The following is a 21,668-nucleotide window of genomic DNA, read 5'->3' on the forward strand; positions in this document are numbered from 1 at the left end:
TTAAGATTCTAAAAAAGTATTATAAATATAAAAATAATTAAAAATGAAAAAAACAATTACACTTTTTATAGCAATAGCAGTTATTGTTGCTGGAGGTTATTTTGTTTCTAATTCCTTAAGAAACGATTCTTCAAATACATCACCTGTTTCAGCTATAAAAGAACTTCACAAAAAACATCTTGAAAATTCTCCATTTAAAGAGCAAATGGGATATTCAAAAAAAGAAAGAATTGCACATGGTTTACCTCCAAACAAATATTTTGAACAAATGTGGGAGTTAACTATGGATCCGGCTACAGGAAAGCCAAATCCATCAAAAGTTTTAGAATTACAAGCAGAACTTAACAAACAAAAATCAAAATCTAATATTAATATTGCAAGTAGAACTCCTGGAGATGCAATGGATAATATGTGGGTAGAACGTGGACCTAATAATGTGGGTGGACGTACAAGAGCCTTACTTTTTGATCCAAATGATCCAACCGATGAAACAGTGTTTGCAGGTGGTGTAAGTGGTGGTTTATGGAAAAACACAAATATTTCTAATGAAAATTCTACTTGGGTAAGAGTTGGTATTGACGAAAATTTAACAGTATCTAGTATTGCCGTTGATCCAAACGATTCTAATACTTTTTATGTTGGTACTGGAGAATCTTATGTTGGTGGTGATGTAAATGGAAATGGATTGTGGAAATCTTCAGATGCTGGTGCAACTTGGACAAATGTATTTGGAGGTATTTCTGGAACTAGTTACTTTGTTTCTGCATCTAACATTACCGTAAATTCACCAAGTTCAGTAGCAACTGATTATCAATCTTTTCCTACAACTGCATTTGGAACCGAAATAACTGAAGTAATTACTGCAGATTTAATTTTAGCAAATGATTCTTCAGGAGAACCAACTGAAGGTTGTTCATCTTTTGGAGGTGATGCTACTGGTAAAATTGCACTGATAAGAAGAGGTGAATGTAATTTTGACGATAAAGTTAAAAATGCTGAGAATGCAGGAGCTTTAGGAGTTATTATGATGAACAATGTAAGTGGAGAACCTGTTCCAATGGGAGGAGATGATACCACTATAGAAATTCCATCAGTAATGATTTCAAAAGAAGATGGTGATATAATTGAAGCAGCTATATTAAATGGAGATACAGTAAATGCATCTTTAAATCCTTCAGAAGGAGATTTTACTGCTTTAGTGGTACCTGGTGTACAACATATTAATGATATAAAAATAAAAAATAATGGTGGTACTTCTGAAATTTATGTAGCAGCATCTGATGGTTTTTATGGAGATTCAAATGCTACAACAACTATGGGTGGTTTATCTTATGGATTGTATAAATCGGTTGATGGAGGTGCAAATTGGTCTTTATTAGATGTACCTGAAACTGAAGAAGGTCATGAACATTGCCCTAACGATATTGAAATAAGTGCAGATGGTACTATTTGGATGAGTACAAAAAACAGTAGCCTATATGGTGATGGTGGTGGAAAAATATTCTCATCTACTGATAATGGTGTAACTTTTACAGAAAAACATGCAATAACAAATGGAGCAAGAACTCAAATTGCGGTTTCTCCTACCGATGCTGGTAAAATATACATCCTTGCCGAACTTTCTTCTGGAGGTTCAGTAATATTGAAAAAAACAACAGATGCGTTTGTAAACACTTTCCAAACAACAGAATTAGCGCTTCCAAATGATGCCGATACAAGTATTGATGCTGATGATTTTACAAGAGGACAAGCTTTTTATGATTTAATGCTAGAAGTTGATCCTGCAGATGATACAGTTGTGTATACTGGAGGTATTGATTTATTTAAAAGTACAGATAGTGGAGCAAGCTGGAATCAAATTTCACATTGGTATGGTGGTTTTGGAGAACAATATGTGCACGCAGATCAACATGGGTTAGCGTTTGGAAATACAGAGACTACAAAGCAAGTTTATGGTAACGATGGAGGTGTTTATTATTCTTCAAATTCTGGAACTGTAATTTCTGAAAGAAATAAAGGTTATAATACCTCTCAATTCTATACAGTTGGTGTTGGACCTACTGCTCCTTATACAGGAGACTATTTTGCAGGTGGACTACAAGATAATGGTACACAATTATTTGAAGAAGCAACAACAGATATAATTAATGATTCTGAAGAAGCTTATGGTGGAGATGGTGCGTATACTTTCTTTGACCAAGATGGAACCGACAGATATTTTATTAGAAATTATGTATACAATAGCGGAATAAATTTATACAATTTTGATGGTATTAATGTTACAATTAATAATGAAAGTTCTTCTAATGGAGCATTTATAAACCCACAAGCTTTAGATTCTGAAAATGATATTTTGTATTCAAATTACTCTTCAACTGATGGTGGAAGCATTGTGAGAAAATATTCAGGAATTAAATCTTCATTAACGTTATCTCATACAGATTTAACAGACGACCTTTTAACTGCTTCGCCTACTGCATTAACTGTTTCTCCATATTCTGGTGACGATTCAGTATTATTAGTAGGTACTGCTTTGGGTGATGTATTACTAGTTGAGCCAAGTACTAGTATTTTTGTACAAACTGCAGAATGGACAGCATTGGATGGTAACCAATTAGTTGGTAGTATTTCTGATGTAGAATTTGGTCAAAGTATAGATGAAATTTTTGTAACTATGCATAACTATAGTGTTGTAAGTATTTGGTATACAAATGATGGTGGAGCTACTTGGCAAAATAAAGAAGGTGATTTACCAGACTTACCTGTTAAAACTATTTTACAAAATCCATTAAATCTGGAACAAGTAATGATAGGTACTGAATTAGGAGTATGGTATACTGGTAATTTTTCTGATGCTAGCCCTAATTGGAAACAAGCTAACAATGGAATGAGCAATGTTAAAGTATTAGATTTAGATTTAAGAGATGATAATGTAGTTTTTGCTGCTACCTATGGTAGAGGTATATTTTCTGGACAACTTACAGCAGAAGAAGTAACTGCAAGTGTTGATGATTATAATTATTTAGATGGAATTTCAATTTACCCAACAGTAACTGAAGGTGAACTAACCGTTAAATCTACATTACAATACAGCGATTTAAATTTAAATATTTACAATGTTAGTGGTCAAATTGTTTATACAGATAAACTAGACTTAACTGCTAAATCAAAATTGTTAAATTTAAACCTATCATCAGGTATTTATTTTGTAAGATTTAATACTAGTGATAGTGCTACAAAAACACAAAAAATTATTATTAAATAACTAAAACTTGTTATTTAAAAGCTTAAAAACCACCTTTAAAAAGGTGGTTTTTTTATTCCACTAATTGAACTACATTTGCAGCATGGAACAACAATCAAAAATATTTGGAATTAGAGCTGTTATTGAAGCTATTAATTCTGGAAAAACTATTAGTAAGGTTTTTTTACAAAAAAGTTTAAGTGGTCAATTATTTTCTGAATTAAACACACTGTTAGCTAAACACAATATTTCTAAAAGTTATGTTCCTGTTGAAAAATTAAACAGATTGTCTAAAAACAACAACCACCAAGGTGTTGTTGCTGAAATTTCTCCTATAGAGTTTGCAGATTTAGACACTCTAATTTCTGAAAGTTTAACTAGTGATACTTCTCCCCTTTTTCTTATTTTAGATGGTATTTCGGATGTTAGAAATTTTGGTGCCATTATTAGAACTGCAGAATGTACAGGAGTAAATGCAATTGTAATTTCTAAACAAGGTAGTGCTCCAGTAAATTCTGAAACTATTAAAACAAGTGCTGGTGCAGCTTTTAAGGTTCCAATTTGTAAAGTTGACCATATTAAAGATGCGTTGTTTCAATTTGGAGCTGCGGATATACAAACGGTAGCAGCTACTGAAAAAACTGAAAATAGCGTTTACAATATTAATTTTACAAAGCCTATTGCTATTATTATGGGATCGGAAGATAGAGGTGTAAATCCTTCTGTTTTAAAAATGGTAAATGAAAAAGCTAAATTACCTTTATTAGGTGAAATTGAATCTTTAAATGTATCTGTTGCTTGTGGTGCTTTTTTATATGAAGCTACTAGACAACGCTTATAAATTTAATAAGTAATAAACTAAAAATAGTGCGCAACTTTTATAAAAGTTACGCACTATTTTTTTAGTATTATACTGTTTTTATAATTTTTAATATTTCAAATTAATTTAAAGTGATTTGTAGTAATTTACTAGTTTTATAACATCACTTTCTTTTCTAAAGTTTATTTTTTTACCCTTAATAAACGAACTAACTAATTTTGGATGTTTATTTAAAACTTTAAGAATACTTTTTTTCTTTAATAGTACTTTAGCATATAAACCCTCATTATTTTTTATGTAATACGTGTTTTTATCTTTAAACTCACGAGGTAAATTGTTTTCAGTTTGACTTCCTTTACTTCTATTTGGATCAAATATTATTTTAGCATTTTTCTTGATAAAATAATTAGTGTTTTGAAGATTGTAAACAATTTCATAGAAACCTTCTCCTACTCCATCTTCAAAACTACTTCCAAAAAGTCTAACAAAATCATGTTTTAAATTGTTACCAATTTCAAAAATAGAAAAAGCTGTAAGTGAATTATCTGAAATTTCAAGTACATCATTGCTATTTAAATCATATTTAATTAAAACTCTATCATTATAAATATCGTATTTTAAATAATCTTGTTTAGAAAAAATACTATCATGTAACACTAACATTCCTTTATTATATTCATTATAAATATAATCTTTACCTACAACATTAAGGTTTTCTTTGATAATTGCCTTTCTAATAAATTCACCTCTATAAGCTAAATTTTCTTGGGCTACCATTACTACAGAGAAAAAAACAAACACCAATCCTAAAATATACTTCATAATTTTTTTATAAATTTAATCTAAATATACAAATTTTGTTGAAAGTAAAACTTCAACACTAATTTTTTCACAATTAATTAACGTGTACTTCATCTGTTATTTCTTCTTCAACTGGTGGATTAAAATTACCATCTTCATCAAATAATTTATCAAATGCTTCGTTTTTAGTAAACTCATATTTTTCAGGTTGCGGACCTAACTTTCTGGATATAAACGCAAAAATAAAACCTATTACAAAACCTGATAAATGACCTTCCCATGATATTTTATCTTCAACAGGAAAAATATACCATATCATACTTCCATATAAAAATACAATAGCTAAAGAAAGTGCTACTAAACGATAGTACTTTCTAAACATTCCGCTAAAAAATAAAAAACTTACCAATAAATAAACAACTCCACTTGCGCCGATATGATACGATGGACGAGCAAATGTCCAGGTTAACAATCCGGTTAAAAGCGTTCCGTAAATTAAAACTTTATAGGCTATTTTTTTATAGAAATAAAATAAAGCCCATATCATAACAAATAAAGGCACCGAGTTGTTGAATAAGTGTTTTGTGTCTGCGTGTATAAATGGAGAAAATAATATTCCTCGTAAACCTTTAATAGTTTGGGGATACAAGCCATATGAATTAAAACTTGTTTTAAAATAATATTCTATCCAATATACAAACCAACATAAAAAAACACATATAAAAGGAATTAAAAGTGCTTTTGTACTGTATTTAAATTGTTTTTCTTCCACGTGATAAATATAATAAAGAGTTGTGAGTTATTAGTAGTAAGTAGGAAGTAATAAGTAGTGAGTAGGAAGTTATTAGTTTAACTTGAGTTCTATATAGTATTTAATATGTGAAATTCTCAAATGCTAATCTAAAAGTGTTATTTTTTTTAATGAAATGGATGAAAATACTTGAACTGACGTTTTAGGGTATTTAGTTTTAGTTTTTAGCAAAACGTAGTTATTTTTAAACCTTTAAAAAACCGGGCGACTAATTTTAAAAGTCGGGCGACTTTTTATTTTTGTCGGGCAACTATTGACACGTAGTATTATACTTAAATTTAAAATGTAATAGCACTATTAAAATTAAAACAACATTGCTATTGATTTTTTTGCGTTAGGGATAGCAGTGGTATCCTTTTTTTGGATTTAGACTCTGCTCACTTTCCAAAAAAAGATTTAACGGATAGCCCGGCACAAATGTAATGCAGTGAAACGCCCAAAACCTAAATAATTACTATTTTTACAGTATGAATGAACCTTTAGCAGAACGTATTAGACCTAAACATTTAAACGATTATATTAGTCAGCAACATTTAGTTGGCGAACATGGCGCGTTAACAAAGCAAATTAAAACTGGAATTATTCCTAGTCTTATTTTATGGGGTCCACCAGGTATTGGTAAAACTACACTTGCCAATATTATTGCTAAAGATTCTGGACGACCTTTTTACACGTTAAGTGCTATAAGTTCTGGTGTAAAAGATGTACGCGATATTATTAATAAAGCAAAACAAAGTGGTGGCTTATTTACTACTAAAAATCCGATTCTGTTTATTGATGAAATACATAGGTTTAGTAAATCTCAACAAGATTCGCTTTTAGGTGCTGTTGAAAAAGGTTGGGTTACGTTAATTGGTGCTACTACTGAAAACCCAAGTTTTGAGGTAATTCCTGCACTTTTATCGCGTTGCCAAGTTTATATTTTGAATTCTTTTAACAAAACTGATTTAGAAGCGTTATTGCAACGTGCTATGGAAAAAGATGCTTTTATTTCGTCTAAAAAAATTGAAATTAAAGAAACGGAAGCTTTGTTAAGAATTTCGGGTGGTGATGCTAGAAAATTGCTAAATATTTTTGAATTACTTGTTAATGGCGAGGAAGAACCGATAGAAATTACCAATGATTTGGTGCTTTCAAAAATTCAGAAAAACACGGTTTTATACGATAAAACGGGTGAGCAACATTACGATATTATTTCTGCTTTTATAAAATCTATTAGAGGAAGTGATCCAAATGGTGCTGTTTATTGGTTGGCTAGAATGATTGAAGGTGGTGAAGATGCTAAATTTATTGCCAGACGTTTGCTAATTTTAGCTAGTGAAGATATTGGTAATGCAAATCCTACGGCTTTAATAATGGCTAATAACACTTTTCAGGCTGTAAATACTATTGGTTTTCCAGAATCTAGAATTATTTTAAGTCAATGTGCAACGTATTTAGCATGCTCTGCCAAAAGTAATGCTAGTTACGAGGCTATAAACAAAGCGCAACAAATAGTGCTAGAAACGGGAGATTTATCGGTTCCGTTACATTTAAGAAATGCGCCAACCAAATTAATGAAGGAATTAGACTACGGTAAAAATTACAAATACGCACATAGTTTTGAAAACAACTTTGCTGAAGAAGAATTTTTACCTTCTGAAATTGAAAAAACTAAATTATTTGAGCCAGGAAAAAATGCAAGAGAAAATGCGATGCGAGATTTTTTAAAACTACGTTGGAAAGATAAATATGGATATTAAAAAAGGATTCAATTTTGAATTGAATCCTTTTTTAATATAAATTAATTTGTTTTTTAGCTTAATATACTCTTTTAATCTCCTCTACTCCATTATCTGTATCAATCTCAAGATTACCTTTGGAAGTAATTTTAAGTAAACGAGGTTGCTTGTAAGTTACATACTTAATAATATACGTATTTGGTGTTGACGTTTTATAAATAGCTGCAAATTCAAAATTTTCATCTCCACCTTTAATTACAAAATTATCTCCATCGGCAGAAACAACACTTTTACCCCATTGTTTAAAAGTATAAGTACCTAAAATTGATTTGGAAAATAGTTTTACTTTTTCAAGTGCTTTTGCTGGTTTTTTATTTACCAATTCTACTTCACCTTTTACTACTTCTGGTTCAACTTTTTTAGTTATTTTTTTTACCTTTTCTACTTCTACAGTTTTTTCTGTAACTACTGGTTTTTCAACTACTTTTTCTTCTATAGCTTTTTTTGTGGTGTTAATACTATTTAATGGTTTGTAACTATAGTTTAAATTTTCAATATCTTCAAAAGCTTCTCTTACAACCGCATGATAGGCTTTTTTAAATTCTTTTTCTTTTGTTTTTGCTGTATGTGTTTCAAATACAACTTCATTAAAACAATCTATTAATTGTATTTTAGCTCTAGTAGTAAACATACTAGACTCTTCAATTACTTTAGCTTTTAACGCTAAACAATTATCTTTAACAACATCTACCGTTATATCGCTTGCCATATATGCATCAAATCCGGCTCTTTCAAATAAAAACTTGGTTAATGAATTTACTTGGTATTGATCTTCATTTTTTAAAAACTCAAATTGATTTGGTACTATAATGTACTTGTAATTATTTACACTTTTTTGTGCAAAACCTAAATTAATATTAGCCAATAAGACTAAAACTATGATTATTTTACGCATAATTATTTTTTAAATACTTTAATTGTAAATGTACTAATTTTTATTATTAAATATAAGATTTATTCCTGCCTGAATACTGGCACTTTTTGCATTGTAAACATTATTCATATTCAGTAAATTATCAACTAGTAAATAGGAGTTAAATGCACCTATTTTTGTTGACACGCCTAATCCTATATTTTTATATGAAAAAGAATCGGCTGTATATGTTGCCTTTACTCTTATATTTTTATTAATTCTTCTTTCATAAAAAAGTGTTGCTGCAATTTGAGAATTAATTTCACCTAATGTTGAATATAATTGAAAACCAAGTCTGTTAGTAAATACATTAAATTCAGTTTGAAATCTACAATCATCTGTTCTAGGTTTTCCAAATGAATACGTAATAGCTCCATTAAATTTAATAGGTTTTAATGAAGTATAACTACTGTAAATGGTATCTGTAACAACTTTAGAATTAAAATCGTCTTCTAAATCGCTCCAGTAGTCTTGTGGGTTATTTTCATCAAAAAATAAATTTATACCTTCTATTTGGTAATCTCCTTTAACGGTATAAGATTCTGTTTCTTTTGAGTTGCTTATAAATCCAAAATCTAACACGCTTCCTGTAATTTCCCAATGTTTTGTTAAATGATGTGTAAACCCAACATCAATACCTAATCCTAAATTTCCGCCAAATAGTAATTTTTTTGTATAAAATGAAGTCTCAACATCGTCATAATCATCTAAAATAATTCCAGAAGATTGAAAATATAAATCTACATTATCTAAATGATGATTGTACACATTTTGGTTTCCATTTTCAGTATAAAAATCTCCAGATTTAATTTTTGCTCTTGCATTTGCAACTCCTGAATAAATTTTTGCTCTTGCACCAACTTGCCATTTATTATTTATTTTTTTTGAAATTCCAACATGTAGCACTCCTGTAACGTCTGCTCTTAATCCAAATTTGTTAAATGAATACACTTTATCTATGGTATTTCCGTGATAGAATAAATCGACCATATCTTTAGGTATTCTACCAATAAAATCAGTTTCTTGATAATAACCAAAACTTAAATAACTGTTGTTTGGCAATCTAAATCCAGCATTAATTACTTCTAATTGTTGGTTGAAACTAACAAATTCTTGAGTTCCAAATTGATCAACAACATTTCTAATTTTTATGTTTACATCTACTCCATCATCTTTAAAAATATCATAAGCTGAAAATCCTGAAAATCCACCTTGTAAATGAATTCCAGATAACAAAGGCATTCCAACATGAGTTTTATAAGAAACTTCTGCTCCTGGATTTAATAACAACGTTTGAGGAAGCTCGTCAAAACCATACAATAACTGTTTATTTTGAGCATAATTAATTGTTGTAACTAGTAAGCTCCAAATTATAATTAACTTTCTCATTGGTTATTAAAATTGAAAAACAATTCCATAGATGATTTAAAACTTAAAGTACCTATTGTTGTTGAGTTAATTTGATTTGCCGAAGGTGGCAGTTCGAAAATAAAGCCATAAGCTGCTGCTTCAAATAAAAAATGAAGATCTTCTTGTGGTATTTCTAATATTGTTGTGTTTTCTATGGAGTTAGGTTCTATAACCACCTCTGGTTGAAGCGAATAAATTGTTTTTCCTTCTGCATTATACATTAAAAACTGACAGGTAAACGGTCTGCTAAATGTATTTTCAGTTATTACTGTTATTTCAATTTTTTCTAAATAATCTTGACTTGAATCCTCTACCGTGGTTTGTATTAAATCGAAAGTATACGGAATTTCTTGGTTTTGTATATTTAAAAAATCAGGTGCTTCAAAATCTACATAAACTAATGAAAGCTTATAAGAAGTTTGAATACTTGCATCATCAATTTGATCAAAATCTACATCTTCAGTGCAGCTTTGAAACAAAAGGATACAAAGAAGTATAAATATTGTTTTTGGGGTTCTCATTTTTTGGGTTAGTTAGTTGTACTTATTATAAAAACTTTTTTATAGCATATAAATTGTCTATTGATTTAATGTTTTCAGAAACCGGTTGATTGCCAATATTAAAAAAGATTACGTCTAATCCTATATTTTTAGCTCCCATAATATCAGCTTCCCAATTGTCACCAATCATTAAAGACTCTTTTGAAAGTGCTTCTGCTTTGTCTAAAGCATACTTAAATATTTTAGGGTTTGGTTTTTTTACTCCAACTTCTTCTGAAGTAATTATTTTGCTAAAATAACTTTTTAATCCAGAATTCTCAATTTTTTGATACTGAACTTCATTAAAACCATTTGTTATTATATGTAATTTATAAGAGGGTTGAAGATAATTTAATATTTCAATAGCACCATCAAACAGGTAATTGTTATTTGGTAAAACATCAATATAATCAACTGCTAAACTATTTATAACTGAATCACTTACTTCAAATTTAATTTTTGTGAATGTATCTTTTAATCTTCCATAACGTAATTCTGATTTGGAAACTTTCTCATCTCTATACAATTTCCAATATTTTTGATTTATAGGTCTGTAATAATTTGCAAACTTTTCAAATTCTACATGTACCTTATGTTTTTTAAAAATTGTTTTAAACGCTAAATCAGAATTTTTTTCAAAATCCCAAAGTGTGTGATCTAAATCAAAAAAGATGTGTTTTATTTTCATTTTTTAAAAATATAAATTTATACCATATTATTAATTGTATTAAGTGATTATATTTGCTTAATAAACTCTTTTTCTGAAAAAAAAATTAGACATACTATTTTTAAGCTCATGGTACCCTTCAAGAGTTTTCCCAAATGATGGAGATTTTGTACAAAGACACGCAGAAGCTATTGCAAATTACCATAATGTAACATTAATTCATCTTGTAACAGATTTAAATATAAATTGTATTGAAGTTGATAATAAAATTATAAATAATGTAAAAACGAAAATTATTTATATCCCACGTAGTTTTAGCAAAGCTTTCACCTTTTTTAAAATTTATTTTCAGCAGATTAATAGCATTAAAGGTATAGATATTATTCATTTAAATATAACTTACCCAGTAGGATCTATAGCCTATTTTTTAAAAAAAATTAAGAATAAACCATATATAATTTCAGAACATTCTACAATATACCAAAAGGAAAATTCAAATAAAATTTCTGTTTTACAAAAATTCATAACTAAACAAATAATAAAAAATGCTTCTTTTGTATGTCCTGTAAGCGATAATTTGTCAAAATCGATGTTAGCATTAGGTCTGAAAGGAAATTATTATTCCATACCAAATGTTGTAAATACCAATCAATTTGTTGTATCTAATAAAACTCCAAAATTATTTACCGTAACACATATTTCCCATCTAGGAAATAATCATAAAAATATAACTGGAATTTTAGATGTTCTATATAATCTTCAAAAAAATAATTACAATTTTATTTTTAATTTAATTGGAGAAAACTCTATAAAATATAAATCGTATTCAGAGAAACTTGGTTTAAAAAATGTAAACTTTATAAATCATATTTCAGCATGTGAAGTTGTAAAATACCTTCAAAATTCTAGTGTTTTTGTATTATTTAGTAATTATGAGAATCTTCCCTGTGTAATTTTAGAATCATTTTCATGCGGCACTCCAGTAATATCAACAAATGTTGGTGGTATTGCTGAATATTTTCCGAAGGATTTTGGCTATTTAATTCAGAAAGGAAACAAACTTGAATTGGAAGAAAAATTATCGAAATTTATGGATGATAATAAAAGCTTTCAAAAAGAGGAAATGCATAATTATGCAATCGATAATTTTGGAATAGCAGCAATAAACACTAAATTTTCAAATTTATATTTTAAAACTTTAAAACTTGAATAGTATTATTGATTTTATAAAGGAATTCATCAGAAAATCTGGAAATTATGTTTTTTTAGCAACACTAATTTCAAGATTACTTTCCTTTGGTGCATCATGGATTGCCATTCAGTTAATTCCAAATAAAGAACTAGGAGCTGTAATTTTCGCCTTTCAAATTATTTCTTTTATTATTCCAATTTCTAGCATGGGACTAAATCAAAGTTTGATTAGATATGGAGCCCAACTAGATTCTATTGAAAGTAAAAATGGTTTATTCTTATTTTCACTTAAAAAAGGGTTTATTATAAGTTCGATAATAGCTTCAGTCATTATTTGCTGTTCATATTTAATAGATTTTAGCCTGCCAAAAACACAATTTTTTTTAATATTATTATCTGCAGCTCTTATAACTCATTATATTTTTGAGTTAGTTAAAATTCAATTTAGACTTCATAAAAAAAACAAGCAATATGCTTATCTAGAATTTACATATAATTTAACTCTAATAAGTTTAGTATTTCTATTAAGTTGGTTTTATAAAGAATTAGGATATGCAATTGCATTAATAGCAGCCCCAATAATAAGTTCTTTGTTTTTTATACCAAAATTGAAACTTAAATTCCAAAACACTACTGCCCTAAAAATTATAAATTTTAAATTTTGGCAATATGGTTTTTTTGCTAGCTTATCTAATGTAACAACTCAATTACTTATTTCAATAGATATTATTTTAATAGGTAACCTTTTAAATAATTTAGAAGATGTAACCGCGTTTAAATATGTTTCGCTAATTCCTTTTAGCTTTTTATTTTTATCGCAAGTAGTAATAACAACTGATTTTGTTGATTTTACAGAAAAAATACACCACAAAAAACATATTAAAAAATATATAAAAAACTATATTCAACTGTTTAGTTTTTTATCTTTAGCTTGCATTGTATTTATAATTCTCTTTGGAAAAATGATTCTGAAATTATTTGATACATCCTACAGTGATTATTACAGCTCAATGCTTGTTTTAACAATTGGAATTTCTGGAATTTTAATTTTGCGCGGCTTATTTGGAAACTTATTATCTTCTTTAGGTAAAGCTCATATAAACTTCATTATTACAGGAATTGCATTACTTCTAAATGTAATTTTAAATTTTCAATTAATTCCAATGTATGGAATTTTAGGAGCATCTATAACTTCTGCCTTTTTAATGTGGTTTACTGGAATTTTAGCCGTTATTGCTTTTTATTTCTATTATAAAAAACTAAAAACAATATAGAACCTAAAAGCTATCTACTTTTTAAAATACTTAATAAGTTTGGGTAAATTATTATAATTTAATTCACAATAATTTTCTGTTTCAGCTCCAAAACTTTTATAATAGTTTGAAATATTCTTCATTGATGACCCTCCAAAATTGAAAATTTTAAATTCTTTTGAATACTTCTTTATTGCTTCATCATTAAAAAACGTATTGGCTCCGTTATTTCTATTTTTAAAATCGGTTGAACAAACCAATTCTGTTACTTTATTTTTATGTTTTAAAAAAAATGAAGAAGCTATTAAGTTTCCATTCTCATCAAATATGGACAATAACTCCCCAACATTTCTAGCCACACATTCATTTAAAAGCTTTAATAATCTGTTATAATCCTTATCCTTAACATCTTTAACTCTAACACCAACATTGTTCTTAAAAAGATTCACTAAATCGCTGTTTCTAGTATTCCATTCAGCAACTAAATTAAAATCATTAGCCTTTTTCAAATCTCTTTTTCTATTTCTACTATAAGCTTTGAAAATATTGTTGTAACCTTTTTCTAAATCAATATACTGTAATTGTTTTTTATGCCTATTTTCTGAAAACTTATTGAATACATTATCAGCATTCATTCTTAAATTCGAATACTTAAAATTTTCAAATACTTTTTGTAGAAAAGAATCTAACTCAACATTGTTTTTAAACGAATAAATACCCAATTCAATTACCCAAAATGGGCAATAAACATACTTTATAAAATATTTTTCTCTCCAGGGTAAAGGCATTACAGCTTCATAATCATTCAAAACTAAAACATCCCAATTATCAGCAACAATATCTAGATACCAACTAAAAGCAAATACTCTTGAATTGAATGATTTTTCAACGCAATTATTATACTTTTCAATATCAATTTCACTTCGTTTTAAATATTTAATCATGCTAATTCTTTTACCATTTTTCTATAAATAGTTTTCCAACCAACCCACATACCTGTATTACTTAAAGTATCGTTATGTAAAAGCGATATAAATGTTCCGTTCACTTTTTTAACTTCATTAATTAATTTTAAAATAGTTTTATAACAATCTTCGTTAGATAATGCCAAATGGTTTTTTAATGCGCCATCCATAAAAGCAAAAGGAAATATTTTTAAAGGTGTTTGAATTTCAAAATCCAAGTCGTAAAAATAAAAAGGTGTGCAAGTACTAGCTCTAAAACCAACTTGCTTCGCATAACCCATTGTATGATCTTCTAAAATATCTAAATCTAACAGGGTATGATATGTTTCTGGCATTGAAAACCGTAAATAATGCTGACGAGAAAACTGAACAGGTGTATTAATAATACTTTCCAATCGTAATTTTTCTTTTTTAAACATTTCTTCATCTTTTAATGTAAAATAGGAAGGATGTAATCCAACTTTCACATAATCTGCTAACGATTTTATTAATGATTTATAGTTATTACTTGATGAAGAAACGTTTCTATCAAATGTTGTGTAATCTCCTACAGAAACAAAAAATAGCGTTTCAATTTTATATTTTTTATGAATTCGTAAAATTTCTCTATATGTATTAAATGAATCTTGTTTAAAATTTAAAATAGTTAATAATCGATTCCAAAAATTAACTAATCTAAACTGAAAAACATCATTTGCAAATCCACCTAAAGTTCTAACAATTCCTTTATTCTTATAGGCATAAGCTACATCAACATCAAACGTTGAAATATAGTTAAACTCACGTGTTTTAAACTTATAATTAGGAAAAGCTTCTTTAAATAAATCTAATAACTTATAAGCCCAAATATCAATAACAGGCTGCTCTAAAAAATTATTTTTATAGGCAATACTTTCTTGAGCAGGAAAACGCTCATGTTCATCTTGAACATGTGGTAAATACTCTTCATATCTCGATATTAAATAAAAACCAGCAGCAAATATATCAAACGGAATTGCGGATTGTTCACTAGTTGGAAAAAAACAAGAAACATCGTCCCACTTTAAAACATTAATCTCAATATCATTTATACCTTGTTCAAAAAGTAGATCGTTACTTCTAATAAAAAATTCTGAACCTAAAGGCGCTTTAGCATACGTTATTTTTGGTCCATTATGAGCTACAAATTCTTCTACTTTTGTTGTAAATGATACTGATATTTGCAATATTCTAACAAAATAGTGTTTAAAAATATAATTTAATCGTGGTGTAATTTTGTTTGTATATACCAATAACATATGCTTATTGTTGCTTAAAGTAAACTTTCATCTGCAAAGCTAAAATACGCATTTTCGGTAATAATTATATGATCTAGCACTTTTATATCTAATGATTTTCCTGCATTACTTAATTTAGTGGTAATTAACTTATCTGCATTGCTTGGCTGCAGTTTTCCAGACGGATGGTTATGACATAAAATTATAGCAGTTGAATTTAATTCTATCGCTTTTTTAAAAACCAACCTAACATCAACCAAAGTTCCAGTTAAACCACCTTTACTTAATTGTTGCTTTTGTAAAACTTTGTTTGAGTTGTTTAAAAACACAATCCAAAACTCTTCGTGTGCTAATTCCCCAATTATGGGTTGCATTAATTCAAAAACCGCTTTACTACTTGTAATTTTAGATTGTACCATTGCTTCTGCTAAACGTCGGCGTCTACCTAGTTCTAGCGCAGTAATAATTGATATTGCTTTTGCTTCTCCAATTCCTTTAAATTTAATTAAATCGTTTACAGTAACTTTCCCTAATTGATTTAAATTATTATTTACCGAAACCAATATACGTTTTGCTAAATCAACAGCGCTTTCATTTCTACTTCCCGAACCTAATAAAATAGCAATTAATTCAGCGTCTGATAAGCTAGATTTACCTTTAAGTAATAGCTTTTCTCTAGGTCTATCATCTTCAGCCCAAGCTTTAATAGAAAGGGAATTCTCTTTATAATTCATAACATTTTTAATCAAATATAAAATAAATTTACCCAAAAACAATTCTCATTAAATTTTTAAATTAATTATAATTCAACTAAAATAAAAGAGTTAATTTTATACATATTATAATTTTTAGTTTTAAAAAATCAACTATGAAAAACTTTAAAAATACAAATGTTACAACCACCCTTTTTATACTACTTCTTATTTTAATTAATACTTGTTCTTATTCACAAGGAAAAATTATTACTGGAAATGTAACTGCATTTAAAGTATATCCATTAAATGGGGTTACGGTAGAAACAAAAAAAACTAAAGAAGTTGTAAAAACAGATTCTCTCGGAAATTTCACCATTAAATGTGCAAAAAAAGACGTTTTAAAATTCAATGCATATGGCTTTCAACAAGAATCAATAAAAGTTAAAAACGAAAAAAACATACACGTAAATTTAATTTATGTTGAAAATGAAAACTCCTATAAAGACATTTTAAAATACAATTACCTCTCAAAAAAAAGTTTAGACTTCTGTATAAACACCTTACTCGAAGATAACAATAATTATGATAGATTTACTTCCATAGCAGATTTAGTACAAACTATTTGCCCAAGTGCTAAATTTTCAATAGATCCTGAAAATGGGAGAGAAATTGTAACCGTTGAAACTAGAGGCCCCAACACCTTTTTTGCTGCACCAGACGCTTTATTAGTTGTTGATGGTGTTGTTGTGGAGAGCATTACCTCAATTCATCCATCTTTAATTAAAACTATTAAAGTTTTAGTTGGAAATGAAGCTGGCCACTGGGGAGTTAGAGGTGGTAATGGAGCCATTGAAATTACTCTAAAACACGGTATCTAATTTTATTTAAATTAGTAGTATTTTAAAAAATAATATTTATTTATTAAAATAAGTGTAATATCTTTGCAATGTATTTGTTATGAAGTTATTCGCATAAAAACTTTATAAGTAATACTGAAAATGAAAGAAATGTAAAATTCATTTTCATAAAACAAACAACTATTAAACAATGAAAATAATTATTGCTGGCGCTGGAGATGTTGGTTTCCATTTAGCCAAGCTTCTTTCCTTTGAATCTCAAGATATCTATTTAATAGATATGGATTCTGAAAAACTTGAGTACGCAAGTAACCATATTGATCTTATAACAAAAAAAGGTGATGCCACTTCAATTAAACTTTTAAAAGAAGTTAATATAGATAAAGCCGATATTTTTTTAGCAGTAACAGAATCTCAAAATACAAACTTTACTGTTGCTGTATTGGCAAAAAAATTAGGTGCTAAAAAAACAATAGCTAGAATTTCAAATCACGAATTTATTCAAGGAACAGATATTGATTTTGCTGAAATTGGAATTGATTTTATGATTTCTCCCGGAGAATTAGCTGCCGATGAGATTAAAATGCTCTTAAATCAATCTGCTTTTAATGACACTATACAGTTTGAAAATGGAACATTAAATATTTTAGGAAGCTCGTTAGATTATAATTCTCCATTAATAAATTTAACAATCCAAGAAGCACGAGAAAAATTTTCTGAAATAGAATTTATAACTATAGCTATAAAACCAGAAAATAGTGGTGAAACTATTATTCCTCGAGGTAATACTGTGTATCATGCAAACGACCAAATCTATTTTTCTGCACCCAAAGAAAGTATTAAAAATCTCTACAAATTAATGGGTAAAACTCAATTTGGAGTTAAAGATGTTATGATTTTAGGCGGAGGGAAAATTGGTGTTAAAGCTGCACGAAGTTTATGCGATAACAAATTCAATATAAAATTAATCGAAATTGAAAAAGAACGCGCTAAAGAAGTTGCTGAAAAAATCCCCAACGCTCTTATAATTAAAGGTGATGGTAGAAATGTTGAACTTCTTGAAGAAGAAAATATTTCTGAAATGGATGCGTTTGTTGCCGTTACAGGAAACTCGGAAACCAATATTATGTCTTGTTTGGTTGCAAAATCAAAAGGAGTTAAAAAAACAATAGCCTTGGTTGAAAACATGGACTATATCAACATTTCTCAAACTATTGGTATTGATACACTTCTTAATAAAAAACTATTAGCTGCAAATGTTATTTTTAAACATGTTAGAAAAGGTGATGTTTTAAAACTAGCCAACTTACATAACGTTGATGCTGAAGTATTAGAGTTCAGAGTAAAAGAAAATTCTGCAGTAACTAAAAAATTAGTAAAAGATATAAATATTACTAAAAAAGCTGTTTTTGGTGGTGTTATTAGAAATGGAGTTGCCCATATGACTTTTGGTAATTTTCAAATATTAGCTGGTGATAAAGCTGTAGTTTTTTGCTTACCAGAAGCTATTCATAAAGTAGAAAAATTATTTAACTAGTTTATGAAAGGTATTAATTTCAAAATTATTATTAGTTTTTTAGGATTAACATCTATGCTAAATGGAATATTTATGCTTTTTGCAGTTCCTTTTAGTATGTATTATGGAGAATCTGAAAAATGGGGTATTTTACAAGCCGGATTATTAACTATTTTTATAGGTTTTGCGCTCTGGTTTTTTAATAATAATGCCAAAAAAAATCTTGGAAAAAAAGAAGGATATCTTATTGTAACTTTAGGTTGGTTAATGCTCTCTTTCACTGGAACTTTACCATATGTATTTACTGGAACTATTCCAAATTACACCAATGCCTTTTTTGAAACAATATCTGGATATTCAACAACTGGATCTTCTATTTTAACCGATATAGAAGCAATGCCAAAAGGAATATTGTTTTGGCGAAGTGCAACTCACTGGATTGGAGGTATGGGAATTATTGTTTTAACGGTTGCCATATTACCATTATTAGGTATTGGAGGTATGCAGTTATTTATGGCAGAAGCTCCTGGACCATCTGCTGATAAAATGCATCCGAGAATTACTGAAACTGCCAAAAGACTTTGGTTAATATATTTTATTTTAACATTTGTAGAGTTTTTTCTTTTAAAATTTGCGGGAATGACATGGTTTGATGCCATTAACCATGCAATGGCAACTATGAGTACTGGAGGGTTTTCAACAAAAAATTCTAGTGTAGCTTATTATAACAATATCCCATTAATTCAATATATAATTACCCTATTTATGTTTATTGCAGGAGCTAATTTTGTATTGACTTATTTTGCTTTAAAAGGAAAAATTCAAAAAGTATTTAAAAGTGAAGAATTTAGATATTACTTTTTTGGTGTTATCTTTTTCACATTAATACTTTCAGTAATAATTTTAAACTATAGAGATCTTAATTTAGTAACAAGTATTCATCACCCAGAACCTTGGGGTAGAACCGAAAGTGCATTTAGACACGCAGCTTTTCAGGTAGTTTCTGTGCTTACAACTACAGGTTTTGTTTCTGCTGATTTTACAATGTGGAGTTCAATTGGAACTATGTTAATGTTTTCACTATTTTTTATTGGTGGTTCTGCCGGTTCTACTAGTGGTGGTGTTAAAATTGTTAGACATATTGTTATGATAAAAAGTAGCTTTTATGAATTTAAAAAATTGTTACATCCAAATGCTATAATTCCTGTTAGATATGATAATGGAAGTGTTCCAAAAACTATTATTTATAATATCCTATCATTTTTTGTATTGTATATGCTCATTTTTATTTTTAGTAGTATTCTTTTAACTGTTTTTGGTCTAGATTTTATTTCAGCAATGGGAGCAGCCGCATCATCATTAGGTAATATTGGTCCTGCAGTAGGTACAGTAAGCCCTGTTGATAATTTTGCTCATTTAACTATTCCTGCAAAATGGACATGTTCCTTTTTAATGCTTATTGGTAGGTTAGAATTATTTACTGTTTTAATTTTACTAACCCCTTTCTTTTGGAAAAAGTGTTAATAAAGTTGATTTTTAAAGATATTTTATTTCAATAACTCTTTTAACTTATCAAAATCCAAACCTCCATAATTACCTGAACTCATTAACAATAAGGCTGAATTATTTAAATTTTGATTGAATAAGTATTCTCTAAACTCTGATGGATTTGTGTAAATAATTAAGTCTTCACGGTTAAAAGCTTCTCTAATTTGGCTTTCAGAAACTTCTTCTAGTTTTTTAATTTCAACTGCGTGAGGTGAATAAAAAACTACAGCAACATCGGCTTTATCTAATGCGCCTTCATATTCTTTTAAAAATTCTGCATTTAAACTACTGTAGGTATGTAATTCTAAACAAGCAATTACATTTCGCTTTACATATTGATTTTTAACTGCATTGGTTGTAGCTTCCACCTTACTTGGCGAATGTGCAAAATCTTTAAATACAACTGTTGAATCACTTTCAGCAATTTTTTCTAAACGCTTACTTGCTCCTTTAAAAGTTGAAATAGCTTCGTAAAACTCTTCCTCTCCTATTCCCATATGTTGGCAAATCCATTTTGCGCCAGCCATATTTTGTAAGTTGTGTTTTCCAAAAATTTCTAAAGGCAATTCACCATCAGGTGTTTCAATATAAGTAGTTCCGTTTTTAATGGTATGTTGCGGTGTGTAATATGGATATTTTTTTATTGGGCTTTCAGAATTTTCAACAACATTTTTCACCTCAACGTCTTCTTCATTATACACCATAATTCCACCATTAGTTAAGGAATCGGTAAAAATTGAAAACTGCTCTACATAGTTTTCAAAAGTTGGAAATACATTGATATGATCCCAAGCAATTCCGCTTATTAAAGCAATATTTGGCTTGTATAAATGAAATTTAGGACGCAAATCTATTGGGGAACTCAAATACTCATCGCCTTCTAACACCATAAACTCATTCTCTTCAGTTAAATGTACCATAGTATCAAAACCATCTAATTGTGCTCCAACCATATAATCAACAGCAACTTCGTGATAATTTAACACGTGTAAAATCATAGAAGTAATGGTAGTTTTTCCGTGAGAACCACCAATAACAACACGTGTTTTATTTTTACTTTGTTCGTATAAAAACTCTGGGTACGAATATATTTTTAAACCTAATTCTTTTGCTTTTAACAATTCTGGATTATCACCTTTTGCGTGCATTCCTAAAATAACTGCATCAATATTAGTAGTTATTTTTTCAGGAAACCAGCCAAACTCATTTGGTAATAAACCACGTTTATCTAGTCGAGATTTTGATGGTTCAAAAATGGTATCATCACTTCCAGTTATTTGGTATCCTTTTTGTTGTAGAGCAATAGCGAGGTTGTGCATAGCGCTTCCGCCAATAGCAATAAAATGTATATTCATTCTAATAATTTTGTACGGTAAATGTACAAAAACACATTCAGAATTT

Annotated in this window: 18 protein-coding genes; 8 read left to right on the forward strand and 10 right to left on the reverse strand. The window is 28.6% G+C overall.

The window, feature by feature from the left end; all coding sequences use genetic code 11:
* The first annotated feature begins 43 nt into the window (after positions 1-43).
* Positions 44-3,265 (forward strand): PA domain-containing protein, encoded by a 3,222-nt coding sequence (locus tag R3X25_RS00615; RefSeq protein ID WP_317670813.1) that lies wholly within the window; start codon positions 44-46, stop codon positions 3,263-3,265.
* Between the two features lie 82 nt (positions 3,266-3,347).
* Positions 3,348-4,085, forward strand: a complete 738-nt coding sequence (rlmB, locus tag R3X25_RS00620; protein WP_317670815.1) for a 23S rRNA (guanosine(2251)-2'-O)-methyltransferase RlmB — start codon at positions 3,348-3,350, stop codon at positions 4,083-4,085.
* 105 nt (positions 4,086-4,190) lie between these two features.
* Here rlmB and R3X25_RS00625 read toward each other — a convergent pair whose 3' ends face one another.
* Both R3X25_RS00625 and R3X25_RS00630 read right to left on the reverse strand, forming a co-directional pair.
* On the reverse strand, positions 4,191-4,886 hold the full coding sequence (locus tag R3X25_RS00625; protein ID WP_317670817.1) for a hypothetical protein: 696 nt from the start codon (positions 4,884-4,886) through the stop codon (positions 4,191-4,193).
* 73 nt (positions 4,887-4,959) lie between these two features.
* Positions 4,960-5,637, reverse strand: a complete 678-nt coding sequence (locus tag R3X25_RS00630; RefSeq protein ID WP_317670819.1) for a rhomboid family intramembrane serine protease — start codon at positions 5,635-5,637, stop codon at positions 4,960-4,962.
* 506 nt (positions 5,638-6,143) lie between these two features.
* Here R3X25_RS00630 and R3X25_RS00635 point away from each other — a divergent pair.
* Positions 6,144-7,418 (forward strand): replication-associated recombination protein A, encoded by a 1,275-nt coding sequence (locus tag R3X25_RS00635; protein WP_317670821.1) that lies wholly within the window; start codon positions 6,144-6,146, stop codon positions 7,416-7,418.
* Between the two features lie 58 nt (positions 7,419-7,476).
* Here the strand turns inward: R3X25_RS00635 and R3X25_RS00640 are convergent, their stop codons facing one another.
* Genes R3X25_RS00640 through R3X25_RS00655 form a run of 4 tightly spaced genes read right to left on the reverse strand, consistent with a single transcriptional unit; the run spans position 7,477 to position 11,007 of the window.
* On the reverse strand, positions 7,477-8,352 hold the full coding sequence (locus tag R3X25_RS00640) for a hypothetical protein (RefSeq protein ID WP_317670823.1): 876 nt from the start codon (positions 8,350-8,352) through the stop codon (positions 7,477-7,479).
* A 33-nt stretch (positions 8,353-8,385) separates the two neighbouring features.
* Positions 8,386-9,759: a DUF5723 family protein gene (locus R3X25_RS00645; RefSeq protein ID WP_317670826.1), complete on the reverse strand. Its 1,374-nt coding sequence runs from the start codon at positions 9,757-9,759 to the stop codon at positions 8,386-8,388.
* On the reverse strand, positions 9,756-10,301 hold the full coding sequence (locus R3X25_RS00650; RefSeq protein ID WP_317670828.1) for a hypothetical protein: 546 nt from the start codon (positions 10,299-10,301) through the stop codon (positions 9,756-9,758). Before R3X25_RS00650 ends, R3X25_RS00645 begins: the two co-directional genes overlap by 4 nt.
* A 25-nt stretch (positions 10,302-10,326) precedes the next feature.
* Positions 10,327-11,007, reverse strand: a complete 681-nt coding sequence (locus R3X25_RS00655) for a YjjG family noncanonical pyrimidine nucleotidase (RefSeq protein ID WP_317670830.1) — start codon at positions 11,005-11,007, stop codon at positions 10,327-10,329.
* Between the two features lie 169 nt (positions 11,008-11,176).
* Here R3X25_RS00655 and R3X25_RS00660 point away from each other — a divergent pair, with 169 nt between their 5' ends.
* Positions 11,177-12,199 (forward strand): glycosyltransferase family 4 protein, encoded by a 1,023-nt coding sequence (locus R3X25_RS00660; protein WP_411556567.1) that lies wholly within the window; start codon positions 11,177-11,179, stop codon positions 12,197-12,199.
* Entirely contained in the window at positions 12,192-13,451 is a 1,260-nt protein-coding gene (locus R3X25_RS00665) for a polysaccharide biosynthesis C-terminal domain-containing protein (RefSeq protein ID WP_317670832.1), read from the forward strand. Before R3X25_RS00660 ends, R3X25_RS00665 begins: the two co-directional genes overlap by 8 nt.
* 14 nt (positions 13,452-13,465) lie before the next feature.
* Here R3X25_RS00665 and R3X25_RS00670 read toward each other — a convergent pair whose 3' ends face one another.
* The 3 genes from R3X25_RS00670 to radC all read right to left on the reverse strand — a co-directional run bounded on the left by R3X25_RS00670 (position 13,466) and on the right by radC (position 16,385).
* Complete coding sequence (locus tag R3X25_RS00670; RefSeq protein ID WP_317670834.1) at positions 13,466-14,374, reverse strand: hypothetical protein; 909 nt, start codon at positions 14,372-14,374, stop codon at positions 13,466-13,468.
* Entirely contained in the window at positions 14,371-15,600 is a 1,230-nt protein-coding gene (locus tag R3X25_RS00675) for a polysaccharide deacetylase family protein (protein ID WP_317670836.1), read from the reverse strand. Before R3X25_RS00675 ends, R3X25_RS00670 begins: the two co-directional genes overlap by 4 nt.
* A gap of 86 nt (positions 15,601-15,686) precedes the next feature.
* Positions 15,687-16,385 (reverse strand): RadC family protein, encoded by a 699-nt coding sequence (gene radC / locus R3X25_RS00680; protein ID WP_317670838.1) that lies wholly within the window; start codon positions 16,383-16,385, stop codon positions 15,687-15,689.
* A 134-nt stretch (positions 16,386-16,519) separates the two neighbouring features.
* Here radC and R3X25_RS00685 point away from each other — a divergent pair, with 134 nt between their 5' ends.
* The 3 genes from R3X25_RS00685 to R3X25_RS00695 all read left to right on the forward strand — a co-directional run bounded on the left by R3X25_RS00685 (position 16,520) and on the right by R3X25_RS00695 (position 20,243).
* Positions 16,520-17,224 carry a carboxypeptidase-like regulatory domain-containing protein gene (locus tag R3X25_RS00685; protein WP_317670840.1) on the forward strand — a complete coding sequence of 235 codons (705 nt, stop codon included), beginning with the start codon at positions 16,520-16,522 and terminating at the stop codon, positions 17,222-17,224.
* A 169-nt stretch (positions 17,225-17,393) separates the two neighbouring features.
* Positions 17,394-18,740, forward strand: coding sequence for a Trk system potassium transporter TrkA (trkA, locus tag R3X25_RS00690; RefSeq protein ID WP_317670842.1), 1,347 nt, complete (start codon positions 17,394-17,396; stop codon positions 18,738-18,740).
* 3 nt (positions 18,741-18,743) lie between these two features.
* Positions 18,744-20,243, forward strand: a complete 1,500-nt coding sequence (locus tag R3X25_RS00695) for a TrkH family potassium uptake protein (RefSeq protein ID WP_317670844.1) — start codon at positions 18,744-18,746, stop codon at positions 20,241-20,243.
* A 23-nt stretch (positions 20,244-20,266) separates the two neighbouring features.
* Here R3X25_RS00695 and R3X25_RS00700 read toward each other — a convergent pair whose 3' ends face one another.
* Positions 20,267-21,622 carry a UDP-N-acetylmuramate--L-alanine ligase gene (locus R3X25_RS00700; protein WP_317670846.1) on the reverse strand — a complete coding sequence of 452 codons (1,356 nt, stop codon included), beginning with the start codon at positions 21,620-21,622 and terminating at the stop codon, positions 20,267-20,269.
* Between the last annotated feature and the right edge of the window lie 46 nt (positions 21,623-21,668).

This window comes from Lutibacter sp. TH_r2 (assembly GCF_033101135.1).
In the GTDB taxonomy this organism is placed as follows: Bacteria; Bacteroidota; Bacteroidia; order Flavobacteriales; family Flavobacteriaceae; genus Lutibacter.